Consider the following 22,929-nt stretch of genomic DNA (forward strand, 5'->3'; position numbering starts at 1 on the left):
AGCCACAACTGGTAATACCGCATCAAATTATCTGATTAACTATCTGTCAAAGATAGTATTGAGTACGATCCTTCAGATCAATCACCTTCAGAAGATAATATGACGAATGGAAAAGCCACGCCAGAGTTTAACCAATAATCTAATTAAAAATCCAATTATCAATCAATTATGAACCCCAATTAACATGGAAAAAAATTTACGAAAAAGATTAAGACCTGGTGCATTGATCTTATTGGCTTTGCTATTGCTAAGCCTCACAAGTTATGCACAAACCATAAAAATTACAGGTAAAGTTACAAGTGCAGACGACTCCCGGCCAATGCCCGGTGTAACCGTTAAAGTAAAGGACTCGCCAACAGGTACCTTGTCCGGTGCAGATGGTAACTATTCTATTAATGCAAAACCCGGAGATGTGCTGGTTTTTAGTTTTATAAGCTATAATCCTCAGCAAATATACATAGGCTCATCCACCGTTATTAACGTAGCACTCAAACCTTCAACCAACGATTTGAGTGAGGTTGTGGTAATTGGTTACGGTACAAGGAAGCGCCCCGATCTTACCGGTGCAATATCATCGGTTACAAGTGCCGATCTGTTAAAGACCCAGCCTTCCACATTTGACCAGGCCCTGCAGGGCAGAGTGGCGGGTGTAGTTGTGCAGCAAGTGTCTGGTCAGCCTGGTGGTGATGTGAATGTTCAGATACGGGGTTTGGGCGGCTTTACCGGTGCGCCCCCTCTATATGTTATTGATGGCGTGCAGATACCTCCTAATGGACAATCGGCTATCCCAGGCAATGGCACCAATCCATTATCCAGCATCAATCCATCAGATATAGCCTCGATAGATGTACTAAAAGACGCTTCAGCGACGGCTATCTATGGTTCACAGGCATCCAATGGTGTAATTATTATTACCACCAAGAAAGGGTCTGTAGGTCCCCCGCTCATCAGCTATGATGGTTACAGGGGCTGGCAAAAATTGCCTAAGTATTATGATGTAATGGACTTACGGCAATATGCCACCTTTATGAACGAAAAAGGTGTTATTATTGGTTATGATTTGCGCCCGCAGTTTGCCAATCCACAATACCTGGGGCCGGGTACCAACTGGCAAAAAGCGTTGTTCCGTACAGCACCCATGCAAAACCATAATTTAGCCATTAGCGGAGGTGACGCCAGAACCAAATATTATATATCAGGTACATATTTCTCGCAAACAGGTATAGCACTGGGTTCGGACTTTAAAAGAACTTCAGTTAAAGCAAATATTGATAATAAAACAACTGATTGGTTAAAGGTAGGCATCAACTTGAATATGGCGCATGTAGCCGAAAATGTTACCACTTCCAATACAGGCGTAATATTGCAGGCACTTAACCAAACGCCTGATGTAGCTGTAGTAAACCCTGATGGTACCTGGGGCGGCAATGACCCGAACATTTATGGTGCTACCGGTACTAACCCATTCGCAATAGCTACTATTGTGAAAGATTTTAAAAGCCGTTATCAACTATTTAGTAATGCTTATGCCGAAATTCAATTTACACGGGATTTAACCCTGCGTAATGAAGTGGCCGGAAATTTTGACTTTGCCAATGAGGATTATTTTAATCCGAGCTATGTTATGGGCGCTTATACCAAGAACAACAATAGTGGCACGGCTACAAATGCGCAAAACTTCTATAATTCAATCACTAATTATTTAACCTATCAGCATACGTTTGCCCAAAAATACTGGGTAAACGTAGTAGCAGGTCACGAAGCACAGTTGTTGAAGAGCAGCGGCGTTTCTGCTACCCGCACTAATTTTGCCAGTAACAATGTACAAACAATCAGCAGCGGCGACGCGACAACCGCAACCAATACCGGTGTTAAAGGGCAGGGCTCTTTAGAAGCTTACTTTGGCAGGGCAAACTTTACCTATGATGATCGTTATTTGTTAACTGCTACAGTACGGCATGACGGCTCATCAAAATTTGCAGAAGCGCAACGGTGGAATACCACTTACTCGGGCGCATTGGCATGGAAAATAAACCATGAAAGCTTCCTTAAAAGTGTAAAAGCCATCAATGATCTTAAGCTCAGGCTTGGTTATGGGCTTGTAAACAACCAAAACATTGCAGAGTATGCTTATGGTTCCACTTTGAGTACTATACCAACCGGCTTGTCGGGTAACTCGCAAATAACTACTACTACAGGAAACCCTGACATCAAGTGGGAAACTACAAAATCATACAATGTTGGCCTTGATGCAGCTGTTGTCAACGGACGGATCAATTTTTCTGCCGATGTCTATTACCGCAAAACAAATAATCTGTTATTAAGCCTTACACTGCCCTATTACTCAGGCACATTTGCTTCCGGCGGATATTCGCCAGGTGCTGTGCAGGCTCCATATGTAAACGTAGGTGCAGTTAGCAACAAGGGTTTCGAATTTACATTGTCTACCCAAAACATCAAATCGAAAGATTTTAACTGGAACAGCAACATTACATTTACCAGAAACATCAATAAGGTACTCAATTTAGTTGACGGCACCCCGGCAATTTACGGCTCTGTAACCAAAACTGTTGTAGGTCGTTCCATCGGCGAATTTTACGGGTACCAGGTACTTGGGATCTATAAAAATGCTGCCGACTTTAAAAAATATCCTGCGCTGCCTCAAAACGGAAGCGGGCCGATACCTATAACACCAGGGTCTGGTGGTGTTTGGGTAGGTGATGTTATTTTTAAAGACATTAACGGTGATGGTAAAATCGACGCCAACGATCAAACCTTTTTGGGTTCACCTTTACCCAAATTCCAGTATGGGATCAACAATAGCTTCAGTTATAAAAATTTTGACTTGAATATTTTTATGACCGGCAATTATGGTAATAAAATTTATAACCAGTTAAAGGTAAATGGTGATAACCCGAACCAAAACTTTGGCTATTTCCCATCTGTGTTCAACTATGCCAAAATCGGATTAATAGATCCAACAGGCTCTACATCTGATATTAACAATGTATATATTACAAATCCGTCCACCAATATTACCCGGATAAGCCAGAGCAGCGGCAACGATAATCAGCGCTTTTCTGATAAATATATCGAAAGCGGATCATTTTTAAAATGTAAGAGTATCGCCTTAGGTTATAGCTTTTCAAACAGCTTTTTAAACAAGATCAAATTACGGTCATTAAAGGTATATGTTAACGTTACCAACGTTTTCACTATTACCAAATATACCGGCTATGACCCGGAAATAGGCTCCTGGAACCCTTTAGCAGCAGGTATTGATAATGGATATTACGCGCAGCCACGGGTTTATACAGTTGGTCTTAACGTATCTCTAAATAATTAAAACTAAGATTATGAAACGTATTAAAATAAATATAGCCCTGTTGGTTATCAGTATTGTTATGATAAGCAGCTGTAAAAAAGATTACCTTAACCGCCCCCCTTTAACCGGTATTACTACCGATAATTTTTATAAAAGCGGCTCAGATTTAAGGTTGGCTACAGCTACATTATATGCCCAGCCTTGGGCCGGCTGGAACAATTTTCCGCTGTTGGGTATTGGTGATATCATGAGCGGCAATATGATACAACCATATAACGCGGACCTGGTTCAATTTACCTCTTTTTCAATTACACCTCAAAACGGCAATTTAGCACAGTCGTGGCAAAGCTTTTATGACATTGTAGCGCATTGTAATATCAATCTTAAAGCTATTAACACAAAGATGCCAGACAGTGTTGCTGTAAAAAGTAAAACAGGAGCTATTGGCGAAATAAGGTTTATACGCGCGACGTCCTATTTTTACCTGGCTCAATTATGGGGAGCAGTGCCCATTATTGAAGATAACGACAAGCTGATAGCCAATCCACTGGTTCCACGTCATAAGCTCGAAGATGTTTATAAATTTATTATCAATGATTTAAGATATGCAGTTACTAATCTGCCGAAGACAGATCAACCGGGACGCGTAACTACGTGGTCTGCCCAGGGTTTACTGGCAAAGGTATATTTAACAAGGGCTGGTTTAAATCAAAAGGGCACCCGTAATCAATCTGATCTGGACAGTGCTGCTTATTATGCAGGCAATGTTTGCAATACCAGTGGTTTAACGCTTTTACCAAGTTACTACAATCTTTTCAGAACGCAGTTTAATGATAACCCAGAATCACTGTTCGCATTTCAATGGGCTCCTGGCGTAGGGTACGCACAAGGAAATTCCATACAAGCTCAATTCGCACCAAGCGGCAGCCTTGTTACCGGAGGAGGTGGCTGGGGCGGAGCCATCGGCCCTACCATAGATCTTGCTAATCTGTATACCCCACAGGATTCTGTACGCCGCAAAGCCACATTTATGCTTACCGGCGATAAATATCCCGAACTTAACGTTGCAGGCGGGGGATATACTGCTACTGGTGTAAATGTTAAAAAACATATAGTTGGTACTGCTGCGGATAATAATTCGCCGACTATGGACCTTTGGTCGTCTGTTGAGCATAATGCGGTGTTGCGCCTGGCCGATGTATATTTAATATATGCCGAAGCTTTGTTGGGTAACAACGCTACTACTTCCAATGGTCAGGCATTGCAATACTTTAACGAGGTACGTACAAGGGCCGGAGTTGATAAGGTTACCAGCCTTACTCCTGATATTATCCGGAACGAAAGACGGATTGAGCTGGCATTTGAAGGCCAGTACTGGTTTGACCTGATACGCCTTTCTTATTATGATCTGCCAGGAGCGATTTCGATACTTCATAAACAGATTACGCCAACCACAAATCAAAATAATTCGATGCCTCGAACACAGTTCAGTTACGATCCGGTTACAAGAATTAAAACACCCTTACCCAATGGCCTGATCATGACGGAGCCTACCGCCGCGACGTTTATCTTGCCTATACCGGCAAATGATCAAACTGCAGATCCAAAATTATTAGAACCGCCTGTTTCTTATTATAAGTAATCAGAATCATATAGAAATTCTCAAAAGTCATGAAAAAATTAAATCACCATATCAAAAGCTACTTGTTGCTTGCCTTGCTTGCTACTTCAGCTTTTATTCAATCCGGCTGTAAAAAGGATTCGTCCTCATCATCAAAGGGTAACCCGGTAATTACAGCCATACGCAATTATATAGCTCATCCCGGAGATTCGCTTTTAAGCAGCGCTGGTACGGGTCAGTGGATCGTGATCTCTGGTAAAAATTTGAAAGGAGCGTTGGCTATTAATTTTGACGGTGTAAAAGGCTCTTTCAACGATGCCTGGTTCTCCGATACCAGTGCGATTGCCCTGATACCGGCAATTATCGCTTTCCCATCGGTACCTTCAGATAAACTGAATACCATACAATACATTACCAATCACGGTCAAACCACGTTTTCATTCCCTATTGTTGCCCCGGCACCCACCATTTCGGGTATTTCTAACGAAGATGCCAATCCTGGCGATTCAGTTAAAATTAACGGGCTTAGCTTTTTCTTTATCAAAAGTGTCGTTTATGGCGGCGTTGATATAACCAGCTATAAGGCATCAAATGATGGTACATCCATCAGCATGGCAGTACCAGCCGGTTTAACCAAGGGCGGTCCGGTTATGGTAACTACAAAGTCAGGTGCCGATACTACAGCATTCAATGTACATGATTTTGTTACAGGTGTGTTTTGTAACTGGGATAATATCAACACCTATCCCTGGGGATCGGATACCCATAGCAGTTCTGCTGATTTTCCTGGCAATAACGGTAGTTATAACGTACTTATGGCCACAAATCTTGCAGGGAATGATTTTGCCTGGTATAATGGTGGCCGTGGTGTAAATATGGGTGCAGGGCAATGGGTGCCTACGGCTAATGTAGGTGCCAGTCTTGATAGCTATGCAGTTAAATTTGAAATATCTATTCCGAAAACTACACCGTGGGTTAACGGTTCGATTTACGTATCGGTAAATGCAAGCTTTAATTATATAGCTCTGTATGCTCCCTGGAAAAGTGCCGGCGGTACTACTCCGTTTACTACTACCGGCTGGCAAACTGTAACTATCCCGCTGTCAAGTTTCAGAACCAATAATGGTACTGGTACACAGGTAGCATCTATAAAGGACTTACTTGGTGCAAGCGGGAAGGCGGGAATGAATATCTGGTTCATCAATGATGGATCTACACCGGTTACGGCATTTAAGATGGCTATTGATAATATCAGGGTAGTAAAAATTAAATAAGAGAGAGTTTTAGTTGATTATAAGTGAATGCCTGGGGCCTTTATAGAAGGCCCTGGCATTTTTTCATGTATCACCGGGTTCGATTTATGCATTTGGGATCTGGCTTTAAGGGCTTTACAAGAATTGGCCAGATAAATTTATCACCATGAATTATAAAAATGAAAAATCTGTTTTTTTTTAAAATATTAATATCGATTACAATAATATCTTTTTTCTCCTGTAAAAAGACAAGTAATGCGGCACCGGAACTAACCGTAAATCAGACCGCGCTAATTTTTGCACCCGAAGGAGGAACTCAGGATTTTTCCATTACATGTAATGCAACATGGAATATCGTTAATCCAGGCTCTTCCTGGCTGCAACTAAGCACCACCTCAGGCAATAGCGGCAGTATCGTTATTCATATCAAAACGTTATCAGAAAACGGCACAGGATCAACACGTTCAAGTACCTTAACCATAAGTGCTTCCAATGGTCAGGCAAGAAGCTTAAAAGTATCTCAAACATCTAATATCTATCCTAGCTATAATACTTCGCCAAAAGCCGCCGACGCAAACGGAATGAGTAGCAATGCTGCTCAGCTTGCCGCAAAGATCAAGTTAGGATGGAATATTGGTAATACCCTGGAAGCACCTGGCGGAGAAACAGGCTGGGGAAATCCTGCGATTACGGAGGATTATATTAAAGCTGTGAAACAACAGGGATTTAATGCCATACGTCTTCCATGCGCATGGAACATGGGGCATTTAAGTAACCAGGCAACGGCACAAATAGATCCAAACTGGATAAAAAGGGTAAAAGAAGTTGTAGGATATTGCGTAAACAATGACATGTATGTATTGCTGAACATACACTGGGATGGTGGCTGGCTTGAAAATAATATTACCCAGGCAAAACAGGATTCTGTTAATTCTAAACAAAAGGCATTATGGGAACAAATAGCAACAGCCATGCGCGATTTTGACGAGCATTTGATGTTTGCCAGCGCCAATGAGCCTGCAGCAGATGATGCTGCAGCAACAGCAATACTTTCTACCTATCATCAAACCTTTATTAACGCGGTTAGATCAACCGGTGGTAAAAACGCTTACCGTGTGTTGGTAATTCAGGGCCCCTCTACTAATATGGAGAAAACAAGTGATTTTATGACCACTCTTCCGCAAGACCAGGCTGCAGCCAAGCTGATGGTTGAAGTGCACTATTACTCACCATTTCAATTCTGCTGCCTGCTGGACAATGATGCCAGCTGGGGTAAAATGTTTTATTATTGGGGCACAGGGCACCATTCGGCTATCGAACCTGAACGAAATGCCACCTGGGGCGAAGAAAGTGATGTTGACGCTTCATTCAGCCTAATGAAAACAAAATTCGTTGATAAGGGAATTCCTGTTCTTTTAGGTGAATATGGTGCCTACAGGCGCGACAACACAGCGCACGTTCCTTTGGATTTGCCAACGCACGAAAGTTCGGTAGACTACTGGATTACTTACGTTACAAAGCAAGCTAAAACAACCGGCATGCTGCCATTTTTCTGGGATACAGGCGGCGCGCTGGACAGAAGAAATTATACTGTAAAAGATCAGCGTACAATAACCGCCATCAAACAGGGCGCAAATTAAATTAAATAAAGAAGGCACTAAAAAGAGGCTATTTTCTATATAGAAAATAGCCTCTTTTTCTTTGGCGGATTTAGACAAGGTGGTGGAGAGCGTTTTCAAATAGGCGATTCTCAGAGCCTCTATTTTACTTGTGCAATCACCACTTTAACCTTAAAGTACTTTTTCAGTGTCCTCTAAATAAATACCGGGGCCTTAACAGAGGATTCCGGCATTTTACATCAAAAAACTAAAAGTTACCCATTTATGGAAGCCAGGTTATGATAACCTGTAAACATTTACGTTGGTTAATTCCCAAGTGTTTTAATAGCTAAAGTTGCTTCAGATAGATCGGCCGAACTCACTGTAAGTTTAATATTACCGGCACTATGTGTACTCCTGATAACAATCATCGCCTGTCCATGCCACGCCTTGCGTGAGTTGCCTGTATATGCGTCAAAGTCTTTGATATCGGCATTGTCAACTCCGGCTATTATACCCGGCCCTTCAATCTTAAAATACAAACGATTGGCCACATTCGGCTGAATTACACCGCCTTTATCCGTTACTTCAATTCTCACATACGACAGGTCCTGCCCATTAGCCAATATCTCTTTACGGTCAGCAATAAGTTTGATCTTTGCGGCATGGCCGGAAGTTTGCAGAATAGCGGATTCTGTTTCCTTATTATTTTCAACAGCTACTGCCTTGAGGTTTCCGGAAGCATAAGGCACTGAGAAAGTAGCTTTGAATTCCTGTTCTTCTGTTGTCGATTTTTCGCCGAGAAGTTTGTCGTTAAGATAAAGTCTTACTTTCGGATATTTTGAATATACCTCTACATCGATATTCCTTCCCTCAAAACCGGGCCATGTCCAGCTTTCCCAGGTAGGCCATACCGACCACCTGGTCTCTTTGATTTCCAATGGCTCGGGGTTGGGTTCACGGACAGCCATATATAACTTCTCCTTATCATTGTACAGCAAGTCCCGGTAATGTGATATAGGTTTTCTCCATCCGGTTAAATCTAAATCACCACAATAAGCGGCATGCCAGGGGAAAAAATCATTTTCCCAATTTTCTCCTGGTACATCGCCCGAATAATACGAGCGCCCAATTCCCGACTCTCCCAGATAGTCAATTGCCGACCATACAAAATCACCAATAATGTAATTATTATTCTGCACCAGCTTCCAGTTAGCAAACGCGTCCCGTGGATAGGATTCTGTTTGAACAATAATTCGGGAAGGGATTCTTTTATGATCTGCAGGGGCGCTTTGTAACTGGTAATTATAACCGCAAACGTCATGAACAGCCATAAGGGGATCAAAAGATTCCCATTCATTACCCCAGGTAACGATGGCTGATGTAACCGGTCTTGTTGTATCTATATTTTTAACAGCGCCTGCAAGCATTTTAGCAGTTATCACGGCTTCGGGTGTTTTTCTTTCCGATACTTCATTACCAATACTCCACATAAAAATTGACGGGTGGTTTCTGTCGCGCAATACCATTGTTTCCAGATCACGTTTCCACCAATGATCAAAATATACAGAATAATCGTACTTGTTTTTACCACCCCTCCAACCATCAAAGGCTTCATCAATAACCAATAAGCCTAACCTGTCACAAGCGTCTAAAAAAGCTTCGGAAGGGGGATTATGGGAAGTTCTTACCGCATTAAACCCGGCAGCCTTCAATAACTCTACCTTACGCTCCTCCGCCCGGTCAAAAGCCGCGGCACCCAGGCAACCATTGTCGTGATGCACGCATCCACCGCTTAGCTTAACCGTTTTGCCATTAAGCTGAAAACCATCCTCGGCGGTAAACTTTAAGGAGCGGATACCAAAAGTGATCTCTGTTTGGTCCATAATATCATTACCCTTTGATACCTGGATCTGAGCCTGATATAAATGAGGGCTTTCAAGTGCCCATAGTAAGGGCTTTGATACTTTTATAGTTTGGATGATTTCCTTTGCCTGATGAGCGGGTAATTCTATCGTTATGGCGTTACTTCCGGCATCTTTAGCAGATCCTGTCAGGATCCGGGTATTAATAACGACTTTTTGCGAAAGGGCGGTTTCATTCTTTATTGTAGTGTTAACCTGAACAGATGCCTGTTTTGAAGATACCTCCGGAGTTGAAACCGCTACTCCCCAATCTGCTACGTGTACGGGGTTAAAAACCTTCATCCAAACATGGCGGTAAATCCCGGAGCCACTGTACCACCTGCTGTTTATTTGCCGTGAATTATCTACACGCACAGCTATCACATTTTCTTTGTTAAAATCAAGATACGGTGAAAGATCATAACTAAATGAAGAATAACCATAAGGGCGCACACCAAGTGATTTCCCATTGATGAATACCTCGGAATTCATATATACGCCTTCAAAATAAACAGCAACGCTTTTGCCTTTCCAATCGCGGGGAGCCTTGAACGTTTTTCGATACCAGGCAATACCCACCGGAAAATAACCGCCTGCACCTCCCGTTGGATTTTTAGGGCTTATCTTCCCTTCAATACTCCAATCATGCGGCAAGTCGAGACTGCGCCAACCAGTATCGCTGAAATTTTTTAATCTGGCCAGCGTATCGTCGCCCAGCCTAAATTTCCAATTATAATCAAACAGTTGTTTTCGTTCCATACCACTCTGGGTTTGGGCAAAACTTACAATACTGCTGGCCAAAAGCAAAATGGCTATAATTATTGCTTTCATAAAAATGATATGCTTAACACAGTTATTTAACCAGGATTTTTACTGTTTTTGAAATATTGCGTGATGAATTACCTAATTGAAGAACATATTCGCCGGCTTCCGCATTCCACGCTTTTTTTGATTCATCATAAAAAGCCAGGTCGGCAACCTTTACATCCAGTTCTACCGTTTTTGTTTCGTCGGGTTGCAGAAATACTTTTTCGAACCCTTTAAGTTCTTTTTCAGGGCGCAATACTGAACAAACCGGGTCACTTATATATAACTGCACCACTTCGGCTCCATATCTGCTTCCGGTATTTTTGATCCTAAACCGGGCATGGATGGTTTCATCTTTTTTATAGCTTGATTTGTCGGTGGAAAGTTTACTGAACGAAAAATCAGTATAGGAAAGACCATATCCAAAGGGAAACTGTGGTTCAATTTTCCTGGTATCATACCAGCGATATCCAACCAGCACACCTTCTTTGTAATCAGCTGTAGCACCGGTACCTGGATAAGTATTTAAGGCAGCAGCGGGAGAATCTTTTAAGGATACAGGAAAAGTAAACGGCAACTTACCCGACGGATTGATAACACCTTTTAGTACATCGGCCAGCGCGTTACCGGCTTCTGATCCGTTAAACCATGACCAGACAACCGTATGATTGGATCTTTTGATTTCATTCAGATCATATGGCGCGCCGGCCATCATGACGATAATGGTATTCGGATTAACGGCTGTAACCGCGTTAACTAATTCCTGCTCGCCAAAAGGCAGTTCCAGGCTTTTACGGTCATGGCCTTCACTCTCATATTCCCGATTTGAGCCGATACATAAAATAACCACATCACTGGCCTTTGCAAGCGCTGCAGCCTCATCGATCAGCTTCTGATCGGGTTTATCATAGCCTCGGTTTTGTTCGTCGGTTTTACTTGCCAGGTAATTGGCCCTGTAACCCTGCGCAAAACTGATACCGGATGTTTTGCCAAACCTTGATTTTATGCCCTCCAGGGCGGTAACCTCATATTTGGCCTTTACTCCCGCGCCATACCCTCCCAGGGCAAATGTGCGTACCGCATTATCCCCGATTACTGCAATGCGTTTGATTGCGCTTGTTTTTAATGGCAATAAATGATTGTCGTTTTTTAGCAGAACGATGGATTCTGATGCGATATCATAAGCGGCTTTCGCATGTTCTGGCGTAGCTATTGATCCTTTAGGATGATCAGCACTCATGGAGGTATGGTACATGAGCCATAAAATCCTGCGCACTTTATCGTCAATCGTTTTTTCAGAAACCTGGCCCGCTTTTACAGCGGCAAGCAATGGCTGGGCAAAGTACCACCGGTCATACGGTCCGCTTGATCCCATTTCAATGTCAAGCCCGTTATTGGCCGCAGCAACTGTATGGTGTGTCCCGGCCCAGTCTGACATGACCACTCCTTTAAAACCCCATTCATTTTTCAGCACTTTATTCAACAAATAGTCGTTCTCGGAACACCAGTAACCATTCACCTTATTGTAGGCCGACATAACCGTGTAAGCATTCCCCTGCTGTACGGCTGCTTTAAAGGCCGGGAGATAGATCTCGCGTAAAGCCCTTTCATCAACTATCGTGTTTACGCTGTCGCGGTTAAGCTCCTGGTTATTGGCGGCAAAATGTTTTATACAAGCTGCCACGTGCTGGCTTTGGATTCCTTTTACAGATTGAACAGCCAATTGGCTGTTCAGATAAGGGTCTTCGGAATAATATTCATAGGTACGGCCGCAAAGCGGCATCCTGCAAATATTGAATGCCGGTGCAAGCATGACCATCTTTTTCCGGGCATTGGCTTCCTCTCCTATCACTACGCCATACCGGTTGGCCATTACAGGGTTCCAGGTGGCGGCTATTGCCGAACCATTTGGCAGGAACATGGCAGAATCGGTTGTCCAGTTAGCCGAGGCCCAATCAAAACGTTTTATCTCTTCACGCACCCCCAATGGCCCGTCATCGCAGGTGAGCTCCGGGATACCTAAACGTGGTACGCCCCCTGAAGAAAACAAAGCGTTGCCATGCAGCATGTCTATTTTTTCTTCCAGCGTCATTTTCCTGATGATCCTGTTGATCTTCGCGGTAAGCGCCACCTCGCTTTTGCTTTGCGCCGAAACTCCGCCAGCCACCAAAAATGCCATTATACAGGCAATCGTATATTTCATAATTATTTATTCCTTTAGGTTACTTTTTAACATTATTTAGTTGTAATCTCCACAACTGATTCTTTTAACCCCGGCGACGCTGCTTTTAAAATTATAGTTCCCGGCTGCCCGGTTGATTGTACGATAACCTGGGCATACCCGTTAAACAATTTCCGTTTATATGGTGCTGCGGGATAAACCAGTTGAATTAAACCGGGGTCTGTATTAACACTCGCCCAGATATTTGCTTTAAGCAATGGCGTAGCCACAATAGCTATTGTATTGGTGCCAGGGTACAGCAATGAGGCATCAAGCTTAAATTCCTGTTTCCCATCACTTTCTTTGATTTCATGCCCCACCTCTTTACCGTTAATATAAATGCTTTGCAGCTTGCCAATATTTTTACTAAAAAAGGTAGTGCTTGCGGTAGCAAAATCAGCTGGCATAGTGAAGCCAGCCCTGTAAACTATCGCTTTTACCTTTCGGCCAAATTCATCATCCCGGGTATCTTTAAAAGCAGCTTGCCAGCCAGTGTCATCATAGTCCGCCGCTACTTCGGCCTTCACATTTAATTCTTCGACAAACTTTTCCTTTAAATTACTGATGTTAACCAGGTTAACCTGTTCCACATATTGATCCGGCTCAAGTGAGGTTTGATTTCCATTTCCTACACCGATAATTTTACCAGGGCCATTGATGGAAAAACCGATCTCATTTTCGGCCGTTGGCACATTCAGTTTGTTTTTATCCGTAGCTTGTACGGTAATAACGGTAATATCCCTTCCGTCGGCTTTGATTACCTGTCGGTCAGCCAGCAATCTAACCTGAGCGGGCGATAAGGTAGTTTTAACAACGTCCTGCCCTACTCTTACACCTTTTTTATAGCCAATGGCTTCCAGTGTTCCAGGCTGATATTTAACCTGCCATTCCAAATGTCCGTTTGGCTCCATTGTTTTTTTACCCAGGTTTTTTTTATTTAATAAAAGTTCCACCTCGTCACAATTACTATAAGCACATACCCTTATTTCCTGGCCTTCCTTACCTTGCCAGTTCCAGTGTGGCAGCAGATGTACTACGGTTTGATCCGTCCACCATGATTTTAAATAATAGTAATCGTCTTTAGGAAAGCCACAGGCATCAACCATACCAAAATAGGATACTACCGAAGGCCATCCAAACGGTGTAGGCTCGCCGCGGTAATCAAAACCCGACCATATAAACATTCCCGCCAGGTAAGGCCGCGCCGCATAATGTTTCCAACCTTGCTCCAGGCTATAAAAAAAGTCGTTTTGCTTTCTGTCGTATGCAACAAGTTGCTGCTTGCCCATATCATCCTCATAAATCCCTCGTGAGGCCACTGTCGATCCTTCCTCGGTACCCCAGCTAAACTGGTTGGGATACTTTTTATGTTGTTCGTCGGTATTTTTAGTTGCTACATAATTATAGCCCAGCACATCTATTACTGTTGATATTCCATTGCCAATGCCACCACTTATTGCCGCAGTGATATAACGGCTCGAATCAATAGATTTGGCAAAGGCCTGCATTGTAGCGGCTATACGCGCCCCGGTAATATTACCTTCAATGCCCCACTCTTCGTTCCCTATTGACCAGCTGATGATACTGGGGTGATTACGATCACGCAGGATCATCCGCTTCACATCATTCAACTCGGTTGAGGCTACACCCATTAAGCGGTTTTCATCGATAACCAACATACCTAACCTATCGCAGGCGTCCAACAGTTCGGGTGTTGGTGGATTATGCGAGCAACGATAAGCATTGCAACCCATACTTTTCAACGTACGAATCCGAAATTCCTGTAAAGCATCGGGCAAAGCAGCGCCCACACCGGCATGATCCTGGTGATTATTGGTTCCTTTTATTTTAACATGTTTCCCATTCAGAAAAAAGCCCTCGTTTGCATCAAATCTAATGGTACGTATCCCAAAAGTTGTTGCATAACGATCAGTAACTGTTCCGTTATCCTCAACCGTAGTCACCAGCCGATGGAGGTAAGGCGTTTCTATCGACCATAGCCGAGGATCGTTAACTGTTAAAATGCTTTTCACATCCTGCGATGAAAAGGGCTTTAAAGTGAGCCCGGTGACCTTATTTGTCGCAAGGATCTTCCCATCAGCGTCAACAATAGTTTGCGTTACGTTAAAATTTCTCGTTTTTTTATCGGCATTAACAATGGTGGCTGTTGCCGTAACATCGGCGGTATTGTTTTTCACCTGGCTGGTAACAAACGTTCCATTAGTAGCAATATGTAATTGGTCTGTTTTATTGAGCCAAACATGGCGATATATCCCGGCGCCTTCATAAAACCAACCTTCTTCGATGGTTACATCAGCACGTACAGCGATAACGTTATTCCCCCCATAGTTTAAATATTCCGAGATATCATATTCAAAGCTATTATAACCGCTGGGTTCTGTACCCAAATAATGACCGTTAATCCAAACTATGCTGTTACGAAAAACACCATCAAATGCGATGGAGATATGTTTACCCAGATCAGCAGCCGGGACAACAAAAGTTTTACGATACCAGCCCACGCTTGCCTCTGGAAAGTTACGGCCTATTGCCTTTGAACCATGGCTTAAAGTACCCTTTGGACTAAAGGGCTGTTCAACGGCCCAATCATGCGGCAAATTTATCTTACGCCAGCCCCGGTCATCAAATTCCGGTGATGCGGCACCGTCTCCGTACCCTGTTTTAGCTAAGTAAGAGAAACCACCGGTACCATTGTAAAAATCTTTGGAGGGATCATAAGCATGGCCCAAAGCAAACCGCCAATCGTTATCCATGGATAGATGTTCACGTTTTACGGCAAGTGGTTCCTTATTCCCGGCCATGGTGGGTTCCGAAAAAACTGCAAAAAACAATATCAAAAAATAAAAAAAATGGGTAGACTTCATTTCTGTAAACGTGAATTTGAATAAGATTATTTAATACGAATATCGATAGCAGATCCGCGGGTATCTGATCGTTCGCGGATGTGATTATCCTGGTAAATCTTTAATTGGCGCCAGCTATAATAGCCTTAATGGTGCGTTGATCATGCACTTTATTATTATGTCTGTCGATGGCAACACCGGTGTCCCAAAAAAATGGTTTAAGGCCATTGGTTATAGCTTGTTGAGTTGTAAATTTTATCCAATAATCCACTGCGTTATGATGGGCCGTCAGATCTTTAGGGGTAGTTCGTCTGTAGGCGCCGTATTCCCCCATTAAAACGGGGATACCTTTGTCCACAAATTTTGCTTTCATTAATTGAAACGCACTCTTTACCTCTGCTTCTTCTCCATAGGTCGGATTTCTTGTAGTATCTGATAGCGAATGATGACCACTTCCCCAATAATAAAACATATGACCCCATGATTCGTCTTTCTCCATTAGGCAAAAATTAAAAGGAGAATAGTAATGTACCTCTACCATCAACCGGCCGGCAATCTGATCAGCCGGCAGGGCAGACATCAGCTTGTTTGTTTTGGTAATATCAGTACCGGGGCCCTGAACAATCAATACCCGATAACTATTCCTCCCCCCGGTTGACCTTACTGCATTAATAAACGTTTGATGATAGGAAAGCAATACTGCCATTTGAACCGGATCATTCGTGCTGGGTTCATTGGCACTTGCAAACATCAGATGCCCATCGAAATCGCGCATAGTTGTTGCTATTTGTTCCCAAAATGCTTTTTGTCTGGCATTGACAGAATCCCTTTTAAGAAGCGTGCAGTTATTTTCCAACCAGCCGCCATCCCAATGAATATTGAGTAAAACATAGATATCATTTTTTACACAATACCCAACCACCTGTTTCACCCGGTTTAACCATGCATCCTGTATTTTGGCGCTTTTTTTATCTGCATATTGATCCCAGGCACAAGGGATGCGGATAGCGTTAAACCCGCTCCGCTTTACAAATTTAATATAGTCTTCTGTAATTAAAGGGTTACCCCAGCCCATTTCTCCGCCGGTGGCTTCCATCGTGTTTCCAATGTTCCAACCCAGCTTTATATTTTCAGCCTGCTGCACTGCCGTATTGCCCATTCCTGTTTTATCAGGTGCTTTGGGTGACGTATTATACGAGGGATAAATACTACTGACTTTAGCTGTATCCTTCATTACCTTTTCACCAATGTGCCGGGCATCAGCAGGCATAACAAAAGCAGCCAAAAAAATAGCGTACGTACTTAGTAGTACTCGTTTTAACATAGTATTAATTAAACAGGTTTATAAATTGATCTTGACCAATGATCTAACACTTCATGGCATGAGGTGGTAAAGATTCGGTATTGGTTTTATGAGTTTAAAATTAAGATATCGATACGCAATCGATTGTTTAGAAATGGGGGCACAAATGTTAATCCAAATCAACAGATTGATTTACAATTAATTAATACACAAAACTTGAAATTAAATTAACATAGCGGCTTAAAACCCAATTGAAAGCATTAACAAATATGGCCTAAACTATGGTGAAGTCAAAGACTGATTTGCTATATCAGCTTCCGTTACCGGGCTTCATTTGGGTGCTGATTATTTTTATTACTGACATATGCTGACGGGAGGCAATTAAATTCGGCTTTAAAAGATCGCACAAAATATTTCTGGCTTTTAAAGCCAACCTTGTACGATATCTGCGATATGGTTAGTTGTGAACTCTCCAGCAATTGAGCTGCACGTTTGAGGCGAATAGACCGGATGAGCTCTACCGGTGATTTCCCTGTTAATGCCAGGGCTCTTTTATAAAGCGTAACCCGGCTAACACACAATTCACTGCTCAGTTCTTCTACCGAAAAATCGGCATTGTCAATATTCTTCTCAATAAGCTGCAATGCCCTTTTGATAAATACTTCATCAAACGATTCGGTCTCTACATCCGTTGGCTTAACATCGAGCTGTTTTTGATAAGTCTTGCGCATATCCTCCTGTATGGCCAGTATATTTTTCAATTTCGATAAAAGGATCTCGAAATTGAAAGGCTTGGTCAGGTAGTCATTGGCACCGGTTTCAAGCCCCTCCAATTGCTGCTCCTCGCCGGTTATTGCGGTAAGCAGTACAACGGGGATATGCGATGTCCGTTTATCATTTCGTATTTTTCGGCAAAGGTCTATGCCGCTCATTTCGGGCATGCTGATATCGGTAACTACGAGGTTAGGGTGCAGGGCTAAGGTTTTTTGCCAGCCTTCCTTGCCATTAGCAGCCTCAATAATTTGAAAAGTCTCATTTAAATTGTCCTTCAAATAAAAACGGAAGTCTTCATTATCCTCAACCAATAAAACAGTGAGCTTTTTAGCCAGACCAGTGGCGGGTTGAGCCCATCCATCATCTCCGGTTTTGACAGACTCTGGTATATGCCCTTGATCAAAAGGTATTTGTTCCGCCTCCTCCGTGGTTAAATCAACAGGCAGCAGGATAGTAAAATAGCTGCCCTGTCCCGGTTCGCTTTCCACGGATATTTGGCCATTATGCAGATTTACAAACTCCCTGGTGATTGACAAACCTATGCCACTGCCCTGATTAACCATAGAGTCGGGTACTTCATTCTGAAAAAAGCGTTCAAATATCTTTTCCTGCTTATCCAATGGAATCCCAATACCAGTATCAATAATCTTTATCTCCAGCAAGTGCTTTTCCGGTGTTTTTTCAAGCACTGCCAGTAAAACGCTTACATACCCGCCCTCTGGTGTAAATTTAAATGCGTTGGAAAGCAGGTTAAAGATGATCCGCTCTATCTTATCATGATCAAAGTTGATCACCAGCTTTTCAACTTCCGAATCAAACATAAACCGGATCTGTTTTTTCTCTGCAATGTCAGAGAAGGAGTATGCCATTTCCTTAATGAAACCGATAATATCCCCGCTCCGGGCATGCAACCGGAGCTCCTGCACTTCCATTTTTCGGAAATCAAGCAACTGGTTAACCAGGTTTAATAAGCGTTTGGCATTACGGTTTACCAGTTGCAGCTGATTCTTTTGTTCAACATCTTCCGTATACTTCAAAATTTTATCAACCGGGGCCATGATTAACGATAAGGGGGTTCTGAATTCATGACTTACATTGGTAAAAAACTTGATTTTCATCATATCAAGTTCGTGCATACGCCTGGCTTCCTGGCGCTCATGCTCAATCAACAGCTTTGCTTCTTGTTTTTCCTTTTCAACCGCAAATTGCCTTCTTATTTTTTGTATTCCTCGCTGACGCATCAAAAAAAGAATTCCAATGAAGAGTAATAAATAAATAATATAAGCTAACGTAGATTTCCAGAAAGGCGGCAACACTTTAATTTTTAACGATACATAATCCGGATCCCATCTCCCCTCCTGACTTATAGCCCTTACTTTAAAAATATAATCGCCGCCGTCAAGATTGGTATAGGTGGCCTTACGCGTAGCATTATCTGCATCCAGCCAGTCCTTATCAAAACCTTCCATCATGTATTGGTGTTTTACCTTATTCGGGTTGAAAAAATTCAACGCGGCAAATTCAATGGTAAAAACATTTTCGCTATGATTTAGTGTCAATTCCCGTGTTGCCGAAATTGCTTTTGATAATACGATATGTCCATTAAGCTCTTCGTTAGCCTTTATGCTTTTATTAAAGAGCAGAAAGTCGGTAAAAATCAATTTCGGCTTATTGACATTGGCATGTATACTTAAAGGGTTGAAAATATTAAAGCCATGCCCTCCTCCGAATATTAACTCGCCTTTGCTGGTCTTCAGGGCCGCGTGAATATTAAACTCCTGGCCTTGCAGTCCGTCAGTTTCATCAAAGTTTTCAAATCTAAAGGTGTACGTATCCTTAAATAGTGTAGGTGTTATCCTACTCAATCCGTTCGCGGTGCTTGACCAAATCCTCCCCTGATTGTCCTCCAGTATATCCAATATAGAATTGTCGGGCAGTCCGTTTTTCTTGGTAACTGAAATAAAAACGTTTGTTGCTGGATTCAGAATGCTCAATCCTTCACGCGTTGTTATCCAGATCAGGCCGCGGCTGTCCTCGCAGATACGATTTACATTATTGCTAATTAAATGGTTTGTGCCCCTGAGATTATTGCTGTAATGAATTGTATGACCTGTATTTTTCAAGATCACATCTACCCCAAAATATCCTCCTACCCAAATATTACCTTTTCTGTCCTCAAAGATGGAAGATATGTACGGGCTCCTGATATCCGTTTGTTTAAATGGAAGAGAGAACGTTTTTTTCAACCGGTCAAATAATTGAAGTCCGCCTGCAAATGTGCCTATCCATAACCGGTGAGAAGAATCTTCAAGAATATTCCATACCCGGTTATCAGCAAGGCTGGTCACTACCTTATCGTCATGCTTATAGTGGGTAAAGTTTTTTCCGTCAAAACAGTCCAGTCCGCCAAAGTACGTTCCTATCCATAGTTTCTGCTCATGATCAATGCATAAACTAACAATAATATCATTACTGAGGCTGTTTGCATTCGCCGCATCGTATTTGTATTGCTTAAAGCTGCCTATTTTACGATTAAAGTAGATCAGCCCCCCTCCGTTTGTGCCGATCCACAGATTGCCATTCTTATCTTCAACAAACGTATCGACATCCTCAAAAGGTAAACTTCCAGGATCCGAAGCAAAGTGTCTGTAGAGTGGAAACCTGATTATATTTTTATGATAATAACTTACTCCTTCCTTGAAAGTGCCTGTCCACATAATACCAGTATCATCCTTATAAAGGATCACACTATTTTGTCTTAATGATTTGGCATCATCTTCCCTGTTTAATAAGTAAGTGATCCTGGAACTTTTTTTATCTAATATGCTTATCCCACCATGATCTGTGGCTATCCATATCAGGCCGTCATCCGCCTGAACAATATTATTGACAATGTTAGATTTTAGTTTTGCCCCTTCCGATTCTTTTGTAATATGCCGGAATACTCCGGTGGAAGGGCTATAATAATAGACACCCGAATCTAAATTAGGGCTATACAACCATAGATCGTTATCCTTATCAACTGTTATGGCGTAGTAACCATCCTTATTGTTGGCGGCTTTATTAACGATATTGGCACGATAAGTAATTGCCTTGCGCTTGACATCAAACTTCTCTACCACACCGTCGCGGTAAGCTATCCAGATATTACCGGCTACATCTTGCGTAATATCCGACACATGATTTGAATATAAAGGTGTACCTGAACGATGATCATACCGCCTGGTTGTTTTGCTTGATTCATTATACCGGTAAAGACCAGAATCTGGACACACAAACCAAAAATCGCCTTTTCCGCCGTGGATTATTTTAGAAACATTGGGATAACTGGGGAGCTTTAAAGATTTGGTCATCAACGACGGGTCATTGTTGAACTGTTCTGTTTCGGAATCATAAAAAGTTAATCCACTACGGGTTGATACCCATAGCTTTTTGTCCGGTCCTTCAAAAATATTGGTTATAAAATCATCAAGAAGAGACTTTTTATCATTAGCATCATGCTTAAATACTTTAAAGGTGTAACCATCGTAGCGATTAAGACCAGATGCGGTACCAAACCACATAAAACCCTCGGAATCCTTAAAAATACAGTTAACCTGATTATGTGACAAACCACTGCTTCTGTTCAATTGCGAAAACTGATATTTGCTATTTTGCGCAAAAACAGCAGAAATGGTAAATAGGAGGACTAAAACGCCTAAGGGTATTTTATATCTCATGGATTTTGGACGGTCGGGGTATTCATAAACTCAATTAATAGAATAGGCTTTCGGTAATCTACGGAAGTTTTTTCAGATATGGATTCGGTAAATATCAAATTTTAGATATATAAATCCAAAATACTTTATATATGAGTATAGTTGTAATTGATTTACAACTATTAAAATAGCTAAGCCAACCATTACAATCATTATCATTGATGATTTTTCAATCATAGTCTTGATAGTACCCTAAACCGGCATCACTAATTCAGGCAGCTCCCGGATGCGGACGGCCCCTACTGAAAAGCATACGGTAGAATTAAGATCTGCCCCATTTGATCAAAGCTCTTCTTTCCATATATATCTATCACCTCCCTTTAGCTGTCTTAACGAATCCTATCAATGCTATCGGTATTGGCCTGCAAATGTAAGGTCATTAAATGGATTATTCAGAGGACTACTTCTTTATATTGGTTAATTCAAACCTACAGTAACAGATCTTTTAAAACTTGGCTGAAATGGACTTTTTTTTGTAAAAACCCGACTTTACTACATTTAAATCATTCATATACATTTATATATATTCTGGCAATTTGCATATTTGCAATCCAAATGATCAAAAGAAACCTACAGCATACATTTTCACTTCTTAACGTTGACTACGTAAAGCTTGACTCGAAATGGAATTACAGGAATGTTATCAGCCCCTATTACCGGATTTATTATATCGACGATGGCGGGGGTGAAATATCAGATGCAGACAGTTCATTGAAGCTTGAACCGGGCTATCTGTATATCATTCCGAGCTTCACCTTATGTAACCTAACCTGTAATCATTATCTTGGGCAGTACTTTGTTCAATTTTTCGAAGATTCGATTGACGGAAGTTCACTTTTTGCTAATAACAGGACTTTATTGAAAACAGAGGCCACCGAAATGGATGTTAATCTTTTTAACAGGTTGCTTCAAATTAATCCCGGAAGGGGAATTAACAGGTCTGACAACCCTAAAGTTTATGAGAAAGACATTTATTACAAAGAATACCAAGAGCTTAATAATCAACAAAACACTTCGGCATACCTGGAAACACAGGGTATTCTGATGATGTTAACCGCCAAATTCCTGAATCCCCAGCTATTCAAACATCCGGAGCGTAAAATTATCCCGCTAAAAATCGCGGAAACCTTAAATTATATTCTTGTCAATTTGCACATGGATCTTTCCGTTCGTCATCTCGCTTCCCGCGTTAATCAAAATGTTGATTATTTTTCAAGGCAGTTTAAACAGCATACGGGAACCAGGCCCTTGAATTATATTAACGAAAAGCGTATTGAGCGTGCTCAGTACCTGATGGCGACGAGCAGAATGTCTTATTCGGAAATCTGCACGCAAACGGGGTTTGATAATTTATCTTATTTTTCTAAAGCCTTCAAAAAGTTAACCAGCATGTCTCCCAGTACCTATAAAAAACAAATATTCCAGGTTGGCTTTAATCATTAGCGCAAAACCGTTATGCCATATTAACGACAGGCCGCCGGCACCTCAGGTACATGGAAAC

The 22,929-nt window shown here is 42.0% G+C and carries 10 protein-coding genes; 5 read left to right on the top strand and 5 right to left on the bottom strand.

The genetic code is table 11. From position 1 onward, the window contains the following. Positions 1 to 184 precede the first annotated feature (184 nt). The 4 genes from ACNURT_RS15635 to ACNURT_RS15650 all read left to right on the top strand — a co-directional run bounded on the left by ACNURT_RS15635 (position 185) and on the right by ACNURT_RS15650 (position 7,839). The gene (locus ACNURT_RS15635; RefSeq protein ID WP_419698481.1) at positions 185 to 3,346 is read left to right on the top strand and encodes a SusC/RagA family TonB-linked outer membrane protein; all 3,162 of its coding nucleotides are present in this window, start codon (positions 185 to 187) and stop codon (positions 3,344 to 3,346) included. A gap of 10 nt (positions 3,347 to 3,356) precedes the next feature. Further along, the gene (locus ACNURT_RS15640; RefSeq protein WP_419698482.1) at positions 3,357 to 4,967 is read left to right on the top strand and encodes a RagB/SusD family nutrient uptake outer membrane protein; all 1,611 of its coding nucleotides are present in this window, start codon (positions 3,357 to 3,359) and stop codon (positions 4,965 to 4,967) included. 29 nt (positions 4,968 to 4,996) lie between these two features. Continuing rightward, a complete protein-coding gene (locus ACNURT_RS15645; protein ID WP_419698483.1) occupies positions 4,997 to 6,220 on the top strand; it encodes a glycan-binding surface protein in 1,224 nt (407 codons plus the stop codon). 158 nt (positions 6,221 to 6,378) lie between these two features. Further along, positions 6,379 to 7,839, top strand: coding sequence for a cellulase family glycosylhydrolase (locus ACNURT_RS15650; protein ID WP_419698484.1), 1,461 nt, complete (start codon positions 6,379 to 6,381; stop codon positions 7,837 to 7,839). Positions 7,840 to 8,123: 284 nt separating this feature from the next. Here ACNURT_RS15650 and ACNURT_RS15655 read toward each other — a convergent pair whose 3' ends face one another. The 5 genes from ACNURT_RS15655 to ACNURT_RS15675 form a co-directional block, all read right to left on the bottom strand. Next, positions 8,124 to 10,532, bottom strand: a complete 2,409-nt coding sequence (locus tag ACNURT_RS15655; protein WP_419698485.1) for a glycoside hydrolase family 2 TIM barrel-domain containing protein — start codon at positions 10,530 to 10,532, stop codon at positions 8,124 to 8,126. A 22-nt stretch (positions 10,533 to 10,554) separates the two neighbouring features. Further along, on the bottom strand, positions 10,555 to 12,711 hold the full coding sequence (locus tag ACNURT_RS15660) for a glycoside hydrolase family 3 C-terminal domain-containing protein (RefSeq protein WP_419698486.1): 2,157 nt from the start codon (positions 12,709 to 12,711) through the stop codon (positions 10,555 to 10,557). A 32-nt stretch (positions 12,712 to 12,743) separates the two neighbouring features. Next, positions 12,744 to 15,614 carry a beta-galactosidase GalA gene (gene galA, locus ACNURT_RS15665; protein WP_419698487.1) on the bottom strand — a complete coding sequence of 957 codons (2,871 nt, stop codon included), beginning with the start codon at positions 15,612 to 15,614 and terminating at the stop codon, positions 12,744 to 12,746. Between the two features lie 100 nt (positions 15,615 to 15,714). Continuing rightward, the gene (locus ACNURT_RS15670; RefSeq protein ID WP_419698488.1) at positions 15,715 to 16,917 is read right to left on the bottom strand and encodes a glycoside hydrolase family 5 protein; all 1,203 of its coding nucleotides are present in this window, start codon (positions 16,915 to 16,917) and stop codon (positions 15,715 to 15,717) included. A 299-nt stretch (positions 16,918 to 17,216) separates the two neighbouring features. Further along, positions 17,217 to 21,389, bottom strand: coding sequence for a hybrid sensor histidine kinase/response regulator transcription factor (locus tag ACNURT_RS15675; RefSeq protein ID WP_419698489.1), 4,173 nt, complete (start codon positions 21,387 to 21,389; stop codon positions 17,217 to 17,219). 594 nt (positions 21,390 to 21,983) lie between these two features. Here ACNURT_RS15675 and ACNURT_RS15680 point away from each other — a divergent pair. Beyond that, complete coding sequence (locus tag ACNURT_RS15680; RefSeq protein ID WP_370997900.1) at positions 21,984 to 22,871, top strand: helix-turn-helix domain-containing protein; 888 nt, start codon at positions 21,984 to 21,986, stop codon at positions 22,869 to 22,871. Positions 22,872 to 22,929: the final 58 nt, after the last annotated feature.

Origin of the sequence: Mucilaginibacter sp. NFX135 (assembly GCF_048565145.1) — a bacterium.
Classification (GTDB): domain Bacteria; phylum Bacteroidota; class Bacteroidia; order Sphingobacteriales; family Sphingobacteriaceae; genus Mucilaginibacter.

Coding starts and splice junctions, on each gene's coding strand:
- ACNURT_RS15635 (WP_419698481.1), top strand. CDS start 185: ATGGAAAAAAATTTACGAAAAAGATTAAGACCTGGTGCATTGATCTTA.
- ACNURT_RS15640 (WP_419698482.1), top strand. CDS start 3,357: ATGAAACGTATTAAAATAAATATAGCCCTGTTGGTTATCAGTATTGTT.
- ACNURT_RS15645 (WP_419698483.1), top strand. CDS start 4,997: ATGAAAAAATTAAATCACCATATCAAAAGCTACTTGTTGCTTGCCTTG.
- ACNURT_RS15650 (WP_419698484.1), top strand. CDS start 6,379: ATGAAAAATCTGTTTTTTTTTAAAATATTAATATCGATTACAATAATA.
- ACNURT_RS15655 (WP_419698485.1), bottom strand. CDS start 10,532: ATGAAAGCAATAATTATAGCCATTTTGCTTTTGGCCAGCAGTATTGTA.
- ACNURT_RS15660 (WP_419698486.1), bottom strand. CDS start 12,711: ATGAAATATACGATTGCCTGTATAATGGCATTTTTGGTGGCTGGCGGA.
- galA (WP_419698487.1), bottom strand. CDS start 15,614: ATGAAGTCTACCCATTTTTTTTATTTTTTGATATTGTTTTTTGCAGTT.
- ACNURT_RS15670 (WP_419698488.1), bottom strand. CDS start 16,917: ATGTTAAAACGAGTACTACTAAGTACGTACGCTATTTTTTTGGCTGCT.
- ACNURT_RS15675 (WP_419698489.1), bottom strand. CDS start 21,389: ATGAGATATAAAATACCCTTAGGCGTTTTAGTCCTCCTATTTACCATT.
- ACNURT_RS15680 (WP_370997900.1), top strand. CDS start 21,984: ATGATCAAAAGAAACCTACAGCATACATTTTCACTTCTTAACGTTGAC.